The following is a 12,674-nucleotide window of genomic DNA, read 5'->3' as shown; positions in this document are numbered from 1 at the left end:
CCCGCATGGGCCGGGAAAGGCACCAGTTAGTCGTGCTTGTGGGCTGCCTGCAGATACCGGATCGCGGCCTTCGGATCATCGGTGGTGATCAGGCCGAAGGCCTGGCTGTGGACGATGTAGTCCAGATTGCCGCGGTTATCTGCGGTATCGCGGCCACCGGAATAGGAGAAATACAGATCCGACAGGGCGTAGCAACAGGCGCCGCTGTTCTGATAGAACTTGCCGGCAGACGGGCCGTCCGGAATCGCCTGGAACACGCCGACACGATAACCACGCTCGCGGATGAAATCGGCATCGCTCTGCAGTAAGCCACCGAGTTGCTTGACGTTGATCTCCATCGTCTGGTTACCCGAACTCATCCATGCCGAGATCGTCTGGCGCACATTGATCTTGCCCAGCATGTTGGTCGTGAACACTGGAATGCCGACCATGCCGCTGCCATCTGCACGGTAGGCATCGCGACTGGTATACAGCGTCGCATTGACCTTGGCGGCGACGTAGCTTCCGGATGCCACGCCGAACTGGCTCTCGGCGGCCTTGCGCACCGCGCGTACCGTGGCCGCATCCTTGATGTCGAACACCATCGGCGTACGCAAGTTGTGCTGCTTGTAATAGGCGAACAGCTCATCCACGCGCGGCACGTGATAGCCAGTGGTGGTGCGGCGGTCCGGAGTCAGCAGGAACAACTGGCTGACCTCCGACCATGGGGTGACCAGAATGGATGGATTGACGCCCTGGTTGGTGATCGGGTCGTACTTCACCCCCGGATGGTGCTGCCACACAGTGGTGGTGCGGCCCAGGTTGTAGTCGTGCAGCAGCACCGGCACGCCGTCACTGGTGAGCTTGACGTCAAGCTCCACGCCGTCCATGCATTGGTCGTTGGCAATTTGCAGCGAGCCGCGCGAGTTTTCCGGCATGTCGGCGATACCGGCGTATTTGCCCCACAGGCCGCGGTGTGCCAGCACCACGGTGTTGGAGGAGTTGAACAGGATGCGTTGCATCTTGAGGTCGGAGCTGTCGTTGCAGGCCGCCAACGCCAGCTGCGGCAGTGCAGCCAGCAGGGCCAGTGCGCCGAGCAGGCGGCAGGCGCGGGCCAGCGGATGTGGAGCAAGGATGGTAGACATGGTCTCTGTGTCCCGGTTCGTAGGTGCAGGAAGGGCAAGGGATGGACGAGAGCCGATGGGTCGACGCAATCGGCGAACTCGCTTGCAGCGCACTCGCCAGCCGGTGGATACCGGGGAGAGGCCAAGCCGGGCGTGATCAGCGTTCGGCTTGTGGGCCAATTTAGTCACTCTCGATGACTTAATTTCTTCGCTGGTGTTGCCGTTTTCTGCGACCGCGCAGCGGTGGCGCGAAAAACGAAGTGAATGACGGCGTCACCCGAATCGGCGCGAGATGAGGCAACGCGCAACCGCATGCGGATGCGTGCACATCTGGCATGGAACGCCGGCGTCGACTGTCAGGGGTGTGGTGGTCAGGCACGGGACTTTCGGCGTTCGATTCGCAATCGTCGTTAGATCCGGGCATTGCGTGCGCTGGGCAGACAGGCGGCCTTTGGAGAAGGGTTCGGCTGCGCCTTTGCACAGCCGCAGCTCCCCGGCGCACGCGCAGGCGCCCATGAACCCATCGACGAGAGGTATTCGCAGCACACCGGTCCGTCGCTCTCATACCACAAACGCAAGACGCCGGCACAAGGCCGGCGTCTGCGTGACAGCACTCAGTGATGCGGTGGATCAGTGACCGGAGGCACCGGACGCACCCAGGCCGGTTTCGGCACGGATCTGCTGTGCCTTGAACGCGGCGCGCTCGTTGGCCGCCTGCGGGCTGCGGTCCAGGACCGAGAACAGCCAGATACCGACGAAACCAATCGTCATCGAGAACAGCGCCGGCGAGGTGTACGGGAACGGCGCCGAACCGGCCGCGTTACCCAGCGTGTCCACCCACACCGACGGCGACAGCACCGTGAGCACCAGCGAGGAGATCAGGCCCAGGAAGCCGCCGACCACCGCACCGCGCGTGGTGCAGTTCTTCCACAACAAGGACAGGATCAGCACCGGGAAGTTGGCCGAGGCGGCGATGGCGAACGCCAGCGACACCATGAAGGCCACGTTCTGCTTCTCGAACACGATGCCCAGCAGCACGGCGATCACGCCCAGCACCAGGGTGGTGGCACGCGAGACCTTCAGCTCCGAACCCGGCGCGGGGTTGCCCTTCTTGATCACCGTGGCGTACAGGTCATGCGACACCGCCGAGGCGCCGGACAGGGTCAAACCTGCGACCACCGCCAGGATGGTGGCGAAGGCCACCGCCGAGATGAAGCCCATGAACACGTTGCCGCCCACGGCATTGCCGACCAGCACTGCCGCCATGTTGGCCGCGCCCTTGCCGCCGTGGATGGTGCCGGTGGTGACATCGGCGAACTGCGGGTTGGTCAGCACCAGGGCGATCGCACCGAAGCCGATGATGAAGATCAGGATGTAGAAGTAGCCGATCCAAGTGGTGGCCCACAGCACCGACTTGCGTGCCTGCTTGGCGTCGGGAACGGTGAAGAAGCGCATCAGGATGTGCGGCAGGCCGGCGGTACCGAACATCAGCGCCATGCCGAAGGAGATCGCCGAGATCGGGTCTTTCACAAAGCCGCCCGGCCCCATGATCGACAGGCCCGCCTTGGCTGCATCCTCAGGCGATGCACCGCCATTGGCCGCAATCGCGGTCTTCACCCGCACGCCCTCGGCAAACAACGCCTCGAAGCTGAAGTTGAAGTGCCACATGATCGCCACGGCCATGAAGGTCACGCCGGTCAGCAGCAGCACCGCCTTGATGATCTGCACCCACGTCGTTGCGGTCATGCCACCGAACAGCACGTAGACCATCATCAGCACGCCGACCAGGGTGACCGCCACCCAGTAGTCCAGGCCGAACAGCAACTTGATCAACGCACCGGCGCCGACCATCTGTGCAATCAGATAGAACAGCACCACCACCAGCGTGCCAGATGCGGCAAAGCTACGGATCGCGGTTGGCGCAAAGCGATAGCCGGCCACGTCGGCGAAGGTGTACTTGCCGAGGTTGCGCAGCCGTTCGGCCATCAGGAAGGTCAGGATGGGCCAGCCGACCAGAAAGCCGATCGCGTAGATCAGGCCGTCGTAGCCGTTGGCCATCACCGCGGCGGTAATGCCCAGGAACGAGGCAGCCGACATAAAGTCGCCGGCGATCGCCAGGCCGTTCTGGAAGCCGGTGATGCCACCGCCGGCGGTGTAGAAGTCAGAGGCCGACTTGGTCTTGGCGGCCGCCCATTTGGTGATCCACAAGGTGCCCAGCACGAAGAAGCCGAACATGCCGATCGCCACCCAGTTGGTGGGTTGCTTGTCGACCTGGCCCATGTCGCCGCCGGCGGCCAGCGCGAGGCCGGCCGGCAGCAGACCGGCCAAAATCAGGAGAAGGCGCGAAGTCTTGCTCATTTGCGGGCTTCCTCCAGGATCTGCGCGGTCAGCTGGTCGTAGGTGTTGTTGGCACGACGCACGTAGATGGCGGTGATGATGATGGTGAACACCATCACCCCGATCGCGATCGGGATACCGACGGAGGTCACGCCGTCGCCGATGGGCTTGGCCAGGAACGCCTTGTCGAAGGCGATCAACCCGATGTAGCCGTAGTAGGCCAGCAACATCAGCGCAGTGAGGGTCCAGCCCAGCGTGTTGCGCTGGCGCTTGAGGGCGTGGTACTTCGGATTGGCATCGATCTTGGCGATCAGTGCGTCATTCGAGACGGTCATGGTCAGTCTCCAGTGCTGCAGGGGCGGTACGGCCCCCACCACCGCGGTGGCAGGGGCAACCGATGGGTGAAACTTAGAAGCTGTACTTGGTGGTGAACTGCAGGCGCGAGATGTCGCCGCTGTCGCCGTTTTCGGCTTCGCGGCGGCCATACATCAGCTCTGCGCCCACATCCACCTTGGGCAGTGGCGAATAGAAGACGTTGGCGCGGATGCTCTGCTGCGACTTGCTCGCCAGCGCGCCGGTGTTGGCAATGTCGTGGTCGTAGTTCACGCGCGAATACATGATCGTGCTGCGCAGCTTGGCGTTGTAGTCATGGCGCCAGGCCACCCAGCCGGCAAGCGTGCTGACGGTCTGGATCTTGCCGTCGATGTCGATCTCCACGTCCGAGCCATTGCCCAGGCCCAGATACCGCCCCAGGCCTTCGCCGTAGCTGAGCTGGTAGCGCAGATCGTTGTTGGCATTGATGATCCAGCGGCCGCCGCCGGCGATGGCGCCGCCGAAGTCGGTGTCGTTGGTCAGCGCGCTGCGCGTGCGGTACTGGCGGGCAATCGCCGACAGGCCGAAGGTGCCCCAGGTGCCCTTCCAGTTGTAGCGCGCGGTCAGGTCCGGCATGGCGCCGTGGTCCGAGGCCAGGATGGTGTTGCCGCCCTGGTAGGGCGTGGTCAGGGTCTCGGGGTTTTCTGCCGACACGCTGAAGGCGCCGCGGGTGTAGCGGATCTGGGTCTGGCGGCTGAACAGCGCGCCGTCGGTCGGCCCGACGATGTCCGCCGCTTCGGGCAGGATCGTGGCATCGACGAAGTTGGACCAGGTCTGGCCGGCCAGCCAGTTGTTCCAGCTCATGTAGGCATGCCGCAAAGTGCCGCCGTACAGATTGTTGACCTGGTTGGCCAGCGCGTTGCCGAAGAAATCCAGTTCGATGAAGCCGGTGAGCTTGTCGCCGTTCTCGGTGACGGTGTCCACGCCCAGGTTGAAGCGCGAGAACTTGGCATGGAAGTCGGTGTCCGTGCTCGAGGCCTGTCCCCCGACAGGCGTCTGCGTCGGGATATACAGGTACCGCCCCACCGCGCCTTCGGGCAATGCGCCGTCGGAGGTGCGGGTGGTCATGAAGTCGGCCTTGATGAAGCCACCGTAGCGGAACGTGGTGCCCGCCGCCGCATTGGGCGTGATGCTGGTCAGCTGGATCGGGCGCTTGCCCGCCGGCAGTGCCGGGGCTGCAGGTGCCTGTGCCTGCGCGGCACGCACCTCGCCGACCTGGGTCTGCGTCTGGGTGATCTGGCCCTGCTGTTGCTGCTGGGCGGAGACCAGCATCTGGACCTGGCGTTCCAGATCGGCAATGCGTGCTTCCAGCGCCTTTTCCTTGGAGGTCTGCGCGAACGCGACACCCGGCAGGATGGTGGCCACGAACAAAGCGGCAGCCAGCGGTTTGCGCACCAACGGTGCTTTACGGTGTTTCATGGAACCCCCTCCCCGGTGAAGGCATCGCGCATGGACGGCGACGCTAGGCGGAGCGTGCGGCAGGCCACGCTTTGCCGCCTATTCGCCTTTGGTCGTAGCTGCAATGCAGCATTTGGCAAGGCGACCGACTGTCGCAGCGGCAGTTACGACCATGGTCTAAGGCTCCGTTGACCGCCGGGACAGAATGGATGCGGCACACTGATTGTCTACGGGGCACGCGCAAGCGGCCCTCTTCCGACAAGTTGATCGCAAGTGAGGGTGCCATGGCTGATGTTTATCCCGTCGATCCCGCGTTCGCCGCCGGTGCGCGCATCACGCGGGAACAGTACGCAACGCTGTACCGCGAATCGATCGAACACCCCGAGCAGTTCTGGGGCAAGGCCGCGCAGCGGCTGGACTGGTTCAAGCAACCCACCCAGATCAAGGACGTCAGCTTCGCGCTGGACGACTTCCACGTGCGCTGGTTCGGCGACGGCGAGCTCAATGCCAGCGTCAACTGCCTGGACCGCCAGCTCGCTACCCGCGGCGACAAGACCGCGCTGCTGTTCGAACCTGACAGCCCGGATTCGCCGTCCTACCCGGTCACCTACCGCGAGCTCTATGAGCGCGTGTGCAAGCTGGGCAACGCGCTGCGCAACCTGGGCGTCAAGAAGGGTGACCGGGTCACCATCTATCTGCCGATGATCGTCGATGCCGCCGTGGCGATGCTCGCCTGCGCGCGCATCGGTGCGGTGCACTCGGTGGTGTTTGGCGGCTTTGCGGCCAACTCCATCGCCGACCGCGTGATCGACTGCCAGAGCAAGCTGATCATCACCGCCGACGAAGGCCTGCGTGGCGGCAAGAAGATCCCGCTCAAGGCCAACGTGGATGCGGCACTGAAGATTCCCGGCACCAATACGGTCGAAACCGTGCTGGTGGTGCGCCACACCGGCGGCGCGGTGGACATGCAGGCCCCGCGCGACCGCTGGTTCCATGACGTGGTCGACGGTCAACCAGCCGAGTGCGAACCCGAGCGCATGAACGCGGAAGACCCTTTGTTCATCCTCTACACCTCCGGGTCCACCGGCAAGCCCAAGGGCGTGCTGCACACCACCGCCGGCTACCTGCTGTTTGCCAGCTACACGCATGAAGTGGTGTTCGACCTGCGCGAGGACGACATCTATTGGTGCACCGCCGACGTGGGCTGGGTCACCGGCCACAGCTACATCGTCTACGGACCGCTGGCCAACGGCGCCACCGCGGTGATGTTCGAAGGCGTGCCGAATTACCCCAACGTCTCGCGTTTCTGGGAAGTGATCGACAAGCACCAGGTCACCATCTTCTACACCGCGCCCACCGCCATCCGCGCGTTGATGCGCGAAGGCGAAGCGCCGGTCAAGAAGACCTCGCGCAGCAGCCTGCGCCTGCTCGGCAGCGTTGGCGAGCCGATCAATCCTGAAGCGTGGCGCTGGTACTACGAGGTGGTCGGCGACAGCCGCTGCCCGATCGTGGACACCTGGTGGCAGACCGAAACCGGCGGCATCCTGATCTCGCCGCTGGCCGGCGCGGTGGACCTCAAGCCCGGCTCGGCCACCCTACCTTTCTTCGGCGTGCAGCCGGCCCTGGTCGATGCCGAAGGCAAGATCCTGGAAGGCGCCACCGAGGGCAACCTGGTGCTGCTGGATTCGTGGCCGGGCCAGATGCGCACCGTCTACGGCGACCACCAGCGCTTCATCGACACCTACTTCCGCACCTACCCGGGCAGCTACTTCACCGGTGACGGCTGCCGCCGCGACGCCGATGGCTACTACTGGATCACCGGCCGCGTGGACGACGTGATCAACGTCTCCGGCCACCGCATCGGCACCGCCGAGGTGGAAAGCGCGCTGGTCTCGCACCCGAAGGTCGCCGAAGCGGCCGTGGTCGGCTTCCCGCACGACGTCAAAGGCCAGGGCATCTATGCCTACGTGACCCTGATCGCCGGCGAGACGCCCAGCGAAGAGCTGCACAAGGAACTGGTGAGCTGGGTGCGCAAGGAGATCGGCCCGATCGCCTCGCCGGACCATCTGCAGTGGGCTCCGGGCCTGCCGAAGACCCGCTCGGGCAAGATCATGCGCCGCATCCTGCGCAAGATCGCCGAAAACGCACCCGATCAGCTGGGCGACACCTCCACGCTGGCCGATCCATCGGTGGTGGATTCGCTGGTCAATGAGCGGCTGACGCGCTGAGGAGCTGGGAGTGGGGAATCGGGAGTGGGGAATCGTGAGAGCGGTTCCCTGGGGGCTGGGGAGTTAGGGCGCGAGGTGGGGATTGGTGAGACGCCGATCCCTGCTCGCGCACCTCCTCTTCGGCGCCCCGCTCCCGCCGCCTTACACGCCCAACGCCAGATCGCACGCCCTTCGCTTTCCGCTGTTGCTTTTGCAATTCCCGATTCCCCACTCCCGATTCCCGGCCCCACAATGACCACCCTGCTGATTGCCGACGACCATCCTTTGTTCCGTGAAGCCTTGCGCGGGGCGGTGCAGCGGGTGATGCCGGGGGTGGAACTGTTCGAGGCCGACAACGTCGATGCGCTATATACCTTGGCAGATGCGCAGCCCGATGCCGACCTGTTGTTGATGGATCTCAACATGCCGGGCGCGCAGGGATTCAGCGCGCTGGTGCATATGCGCTCGCTGCATCCGCAGCTGCCGGTAGTGGTGGTGTCTGCACGCGAAGAACCCACGGTGATGCGGCGTGCGATCGACCATGGCGCATTCGGATTCATCCCCAAATCCGCCGACTCGGACACCATTGGCCGCGCCCTGGCCACGGTGCTCGATGGCGAACGCTGGATTCCGGCCGAGGCACAGAACCTGCCGCCGACCGACAGCGAAGAACGTGAGGTTGGCCAACGCCTGCGCGATCTCACACCGCAACAATTCCGTGTGCTGCAGATGCTGGGCGCCGGCCGCCTCAATAAGCAGATCGCCTACGACCTGGGCGTGTCCGAAGCCACCATCAAGGCACACGTCACTGCCATCCTGCGCAAGCTTGGGGTGACGAATCGCACCCAGGCGGTGTTGATGGCCGGCAAGCTCGCCATCGATGCCGACGGCATCGTGTTGCCTCCGCCGGAAGACGACTGACGCGCGCACGCGTGCGTGTGCGGGCGTTGGGTTGGTCGGAGGAAGCCCGGTCGCGCGCGAGCGCGCTCCTACGTGTGATCCCGCTACCCTTTGCCGTCGTTGTTGTTGGGTTAAACGATAGAGTTGCAATGCCGCACAACGCAACGCCGCACCAGCGCAGGAGCGCACCTGGACGCGATGGGCTTTCTCGGCGAAGCCGCGTGTTGCAGAAGACCCCTGATGCGCGTTGGCGCAGACGACTGTGGTGGGCGTTACCGGTAAAGCTCCGTCGCGCCTGGGTGCGCTCCTACATGTGGAGCGCTGCCGTCTATTCCGGCGCGCGCACGAACAAGATGTTCAGATCGCGCATCGGCACGAAGTTGGCCTGCTTGGCCTGGAAGGTCAGCGGGTCGATCTTTTTCAGCTCGCCGTCGAAGCACAGGCTGAGGATGTCGCTGGCGGCTTGCTTGCGGATGGTCAACTGGAAGTCCTTGATCGGGCCGTTCCAATTCTTGCCGGTGGTGAGCACGTAGCGCAAGTTGGCCCAGGCCAGGCCGGACTGGCCTTCGCGGCGTTGCATGCTGCTCTTGGTGGCCGGTTCAATGCACGTGTCCTTGGCATAAGACTCCAGCAAATACGTGCTGGGCTGCGGCACGCCGGTGGACAGGCTGGGCGCATACGCATGCCGGATCTGCACGCTGCGGCGCGCCGGAAAAGCCTGTTGCCACACGAAGTACTCGTTGAGGGTGAAACGCGGTTGCGCGTCGGCATCGACCCAACGCGCGGGCAACGGTTTGCGTCCCTTGGGTGGGGTGCCGGATTCGGTGAAGGCGGCCACATCGTCCTGGGTCCAGCCGGTGGCAACGAACGCCTTGGAGATGTCGCTGCCGTCGTCCAGCAACACCACCAACTTGCGCGTGGTGGCAATCGGCTTGCCGTCCGCCCACAGTTTGAAATCGGTGAGTTCGCTGTGGTCGGCCATGCCGAAATACATCGGCGGCATCGGGAAGGCCACCGGCACGCTGAGGTCGCGCTCGCTGTTGTTGGTGAACACGTAGTCCACCTGTACGCGCTCCTCGCTCAGGAACAGCACTTCCTTGTCCATGTTGATGTCGGGCTGGTGCAGCAAGCGGATGGTGCCGTTGTCATCGCCAAAACTGCTGTCATTGGCCTGCGCGCTGGCGCAGACAAGCACGGCCAGCGCCAGCAGGCGGCGTGCGGAAAAGAGCGTATGCATGGGTCCCCTGGGTACCAGCGCGCACCGACGCGCCGCAGAGCGCTAGCATGCCACGCCGTCTCCAGGCGCAGCAGGCCCAAGCGCCACACCGCAGTCACTGCTCGCAAGCGGGTGCGAGGCGCTTGCTCATCTTTTGCCGGCCGCCGGCGAACCCACACCTTCTGCAACACGACCTGTTGGCAACGTGCGCACCGCGCGCCAACCGCGTCCACTTGCGCAACTAACAGCTGCGTCACGCGGAAAGACTGGCAAGCCCAAGCGCTGCGGCGTGATCGCTTCCACAGCCAGGTGTCGCGCGCCATCGCAGTTGTCGATATCACCATTGACCATCTGCTGATGCCTGGACAAGGCTCGTGCTCACGCGATGCAGCAGGAGCACAGATGGCGCGACGTTTTCCATGGCTATGGTTGGGCTTGCTGGCGGCGTGCATCCTGGTGGCGGTGCTGGCGTGGCAGAACCAGCAATTGCGCACGCAGCAACATTGGCTGCAGACGCGCGTGACTGCGCCCTACGCCGGCATGTACGTGCCGACCATCGCTGCCACGGGTGTGGATGGACGCAGCTATACGTTGGGCGCCGCGCAGGGGCAGCCGCAAGTGCTGTTCTTCTTTACCACCACCTGCCCGTATTGCCAGCGCTCGGCGCCGACGGTGGTGCGTGCGGCGCGCCAGTTGCAGGCCAACCTGCCGGGCCGTCCGCAATTGCTGGGTGTCTGCCATTGCGACTCGGCGCAGGCTGCGCGCTATGCGCACGTGCATGGTTTCGATTTTCCGGTGGTCACGCTGACCGACCGCCGCGCGCTGATGCTGTTTCGGGCGCGCAATGTGCCATTGGTGATGGCCGTCGATGGGGAGGGGCGCGTGCGCCATTCCCATGTTGGCCTGTTCGATACCACGGAGCGGGTGCAGGACCTGGTCGCCGCGTTGCGCCGCACGGATGCGCCAGCGGCATTGGCAACGGTGAAGGAGTGAGTGCATGAACAAGCGTTGGTTATCTGTACGCAATGCGTTGGTGGCAGCGGCGTTCCTGGCCAGTACCGGCTTCGGCGCATTCCAGGTCATGGCAGGCAGCAACACCCAGCCCACGACTGAAGCCTGCAGCGCATGGCAATGCGCGGCCGAGTGTCCGGAATTCGGCGGCCAATTGGGGCAAGGCAACGTGTGCTATTGCTGCGGCTAAGCCGCCAGGCGGGGCCGCGCGGCCCCGCTTTTCCGCACGCGGGAACTGTGAGGCGCACTGCGTGCAGGGCAGCAAGCGCCTGGTGGATGTCGCAATAGACGGCGCGCGTGATGTGCGCTGTTTTCTCGGCGTTGCAATGCAGTGACGTGCGCATACGCTGAAAGTGCCTAGGTAATAGCGCTGCCTCAACGTGTTCCCGCATGTCCTCGCGCATGCTGTCCACACGTGCGCATGCACTGGCAACTCACCCAAGCGCAGCCAGCCGCATCAACCCAGCGCGCGATAGCGGAAATCACGTAGCACCACGCTGCCCTCCTGCGCGGCGTAGATGCCCAGCTGCAGGCTCAGGAAGCCGCCGAACACGTTGTGATGCATGCCGGAGACTTCCATGCGAGTGGGATGGCGCACCCAGTTGCGGCCCTCATCGAACGAATAGTGGTAGGTCACTACCTGCTGATCGTTGGTCAGGCGCACGCGGATGTGGCGCTGCGTGTTCGGTGCGCGTGCCCACACCAGTTCTTCGGAATATTCGTAGGTTTTCATGGTATCGGCGGTGAAGCCAATCCCGACGAACGCCTTGTGGTTGTAGAACAGCAGGATGCCGCCTTCGGCATTGCCGACCAGCTCCAACGTCACCTCGGCCGTGTAGGCGCGATCCGGTACGCCGCAAGTCAGCGGTGCGCTGTCTGCCGGCGATGTGCCGGTGCAGGCCAGCGTCAACGCCTGGTTGGCCCGCCGCACGCGCGCCTGCTCGCCGGGCTTGGGCGCATGCAGGCTCCACTGGGTGCCGAGCTTGTCGGTGGAAAAATCATCGGACAACGCGAAGCCTGTCGCCATCGGTGCCGCCGCCGTTGCCAGACGCGCCGGCGTGCGCAACGGCCTGGACAGATCACCGCCGGTGGCCCGGAACCAGCCATCGGCGGTCCATTCGATCGGCTCCAGCAAGGTCTGCCGGCCCAGCGTGCGGAAGCCGTTTTCGTAGCCGTGATAGACCATCCACCAGTCGCCGCGTGGGCCTTCCACCAGCGTGGCGTGGCCGCGCGACCACCACGGCTCCTGCGGTGATTGCGTGCGCACCAGTGGATTGTGCGGGCAGTGTTCCCACGGCCCATGCACCGAGCGCGAACGCGCGGCGATCACCATATGCCCGGTCACCGGCCCGGCGGTGCCACCGACCGCGGTGACCAGATACAGCCAGCCGTTGTGCCAGGTGAGCTTGGGGCCTTCGGGCGCGAAGTTTTCCACCACCCAGTCGTCTGGATAACGCCACGGCGCGTACGCCGGTTCGAGCGGGCCGTCGCTAGCCAGGCCATCGGCGCGTAGACGGATCTTGCGGATGCCGTTGACGAACAGATAGCGCGCGCCGTCTTCGCCCACCACGTGGCCCGGGTCGATGCAGCCGGCGATCTTCAAATCGACCGGCGTGCTCCACGGGCCACGAATGTCATCGGCCCAGATCACGAAGATCGACCAACCGCGGTCGTCGGGATTGGCCGGGATGTAGATGAAGTAGCGGCCGTCGTGCTTGCACAGGTCCAGCGCCCAGATGGTGCCAAGCTGCTGGCGCAGGGCCGGGCCGATCGGCGTCCAGTTGACCAGGTCGGTGGAATGCCACAGCACGATGCCCGGGTAGGAGAAGAACGACGAAAACGTCATGTAGTAGTCGTCGCCATCCTTGAGGATGGTCGGGTCCGGATGGTCGCCGGCCACGATGGGATTGCGATAGGTGCCGTTGCCCAGATCCGCAGTGCGCTGCCCCTCGACCCCGCGCCCCCACTGCGGGGGCTGCGCGCAGCCCGCGGCCGGCGGCGCTGCGGTGGCGCCCAGCGCCGCCGGTGCCACGGCGGCACCGGCACTTGCGGCCAGCAGCTTGAATACGTCCCGCCGGGTGGTGGTTGGCATGCAGGGCCTGTGGCGTCATGAGGACCTGGTATCTAGCC

10 protein-coding genes are annotated in these 12,674 nt (G+C 64.7%); 4 read left to right on the top strand and 6 right to left on the bottom strand.

The features are described from left to right. Window positions 1-26 precede the first annotated feature (26 nt). From QRM60_RS17070 to QRM60_RS17055, 4 genes are all read right to left on the bottom strand, one after another. Window positions 27-1,034 (bottom strand): glycerophosphodiester phosphodiesterase family protein, encoded by a 1,008-nt coding sequence (locus QRM60_RS17070; protein ID WP_285446741.1) that lies wholly within the window; start codon window positions 1,032-1,034, stop codon window positions 27-29. 699 nt (window positions 1,035-1,733) lie between these two features. Beyond that, on the bottom strand, window positions 1,734-3,461 hold the full coding sequence (locus tag QRM60_RS17065) for a cation acetate symporter (protein ID WP_042595884.1): 1,728 nt from the start codon (window positions 3,459-3,461) through the stop codon (window positions 1,734-1,736). Further along, the gene (locus tag QRM60_RS17060) at window positions 3,458-3,775 is read right to left on the bottom strand and encodes a DUF485 domain-containing protein (RefSeq protein WP_011039127.1); all 318 of its coding nucleotides are present in this window, start codon (window positions 3,773-3,775) and stop codon (window positions 3,458-3,460) included. Before QRM60_RS17060 ends, QRM60_RS17065 begins: the two co-directional genes overlap by 4 nt. 73 nt (window positions 3,776-3,848) lie before the next feature. Next, window positions 3,849-5,231 (bottom strand): DcaP family trimeric outer membrane transporter, encoded by a 1,383-nt coding sequence (locus QRM60_RS17055; protein ID WP_042595882.1) that lies wholly within the window; start codon window positions 5,229-5,231, stop codon window positions 3,849-3,851. 263 nt (window positions 5,232-5,494) lie between these two features. Between QRM60_RS17055 and acs the strand changes: the two genes are divergently transcribed. Both acs and QRM60_RS17045 read left to right on the top strand, forming a co-directional pair. Then, window positions 5,495-7,438, top strand: coding sequence for an acetate--CoA ligase (acs, locus tag QRM60_RS17050; protein WP_014506105.1), 1,944 nt, complete (start codon window positions 5,495-5,497; stop codon window positions 7,436-7,438). Window positions 7,439-7,669: 231 nt separating this feature from the next. Beyond that, window positions 7,670-8,338: a response regulator transcription factor gene (locus tag QRM60_RS17045; protein WP_011039130.1), complete on the top strand. Its 669-nt coding sequence runs from the start codon at window positions 7,670-7,672 to the stop codon at window positions 8,336-8,338. A 307-nt stretch (window positions 8,339-8,645) separates the two neighbouring features. Here the strand turns inward: QRM60_RS17045 and QRM60_RS17040 are convergent, their stop codons facing one another. Beyond that, window positions 8,646-9,554, bottom strand: a complete 909-nt coding sequence (locus QRM60_RS17040; protein WP_285446683.1) for a DUF4424 domain-containing protein — start codon at window positions 9,552-9,554, stop codon at window positions 8,646-8,648. Window positions 9,555-9,962: 408 nt separating this feature from the next. On the opposite strand from QRM60_RS17040, the gene QRM60_RS17035 reads away from it, so the two are divergent. Together QRM60_RS17035 and QRM60_RS17030 are read left to right on the top strand one after the other, a co-directional pair. Then, window positions 9,963-10,526 (top strand): TlpA disulfide reductase family protein, encoded by a 564-nt coding sequence (locus tag QRM60_RS17035; RefSeq protein WP_285446740.1) that lies wholly within the window; start codon window positions 9,963-9,965, stop codon window positions 10,524-10,526. Window positions 10,527-10,530: 4 nt separating this feature from the next. Beyond that, window positions 10,531-10,734 (top strand): hypothetical protein, encoded by a 204-nt coding sequence (locus QRM60_RS17030; protein WP_012439607.1) that lies wholly within the window; start codon window positions 10,531-10,533, stop codon window positions 10,732-10,734. A 267-nt stretch (window positions 10,735-11,001) separates the two neighbouring features. Here QRM60_RS17030 and QRM60_RS17025 read toward each other — a convergent pair whose 3' ends face one another. Continuing rightward, window positions 11,002-12,636: a family 43 glycosylhydrolase gene (locus QRM60_RS17025; RefSeq protein ID WP_285446682.1), complete on the bottom strand. Its 1,635-nt coding sequence runs from the start codon at window positions 12,634-12,636 to the stop codon at window positions 11,002-11,004. Window positions 12,637-12,674 lie beyond the last annotated feature (38 nt).

It is taken from the genome of Xanthomonas sp. fls2-241-TYG-148, assembly GCF_030208815.1.
Taxonomy (GTDB): domain Bacteria; phylum Pseudomonadota; class Gammaproteobacteria; order Xanthomonadales; family Xanthomonadaceae; genus Xanthomonas; species Xanthomonas campestris.
Note: the sequence above shows the minus strand (reverse complement) of the source record. Positions and strands in the feature narration are given on the sequence as shown.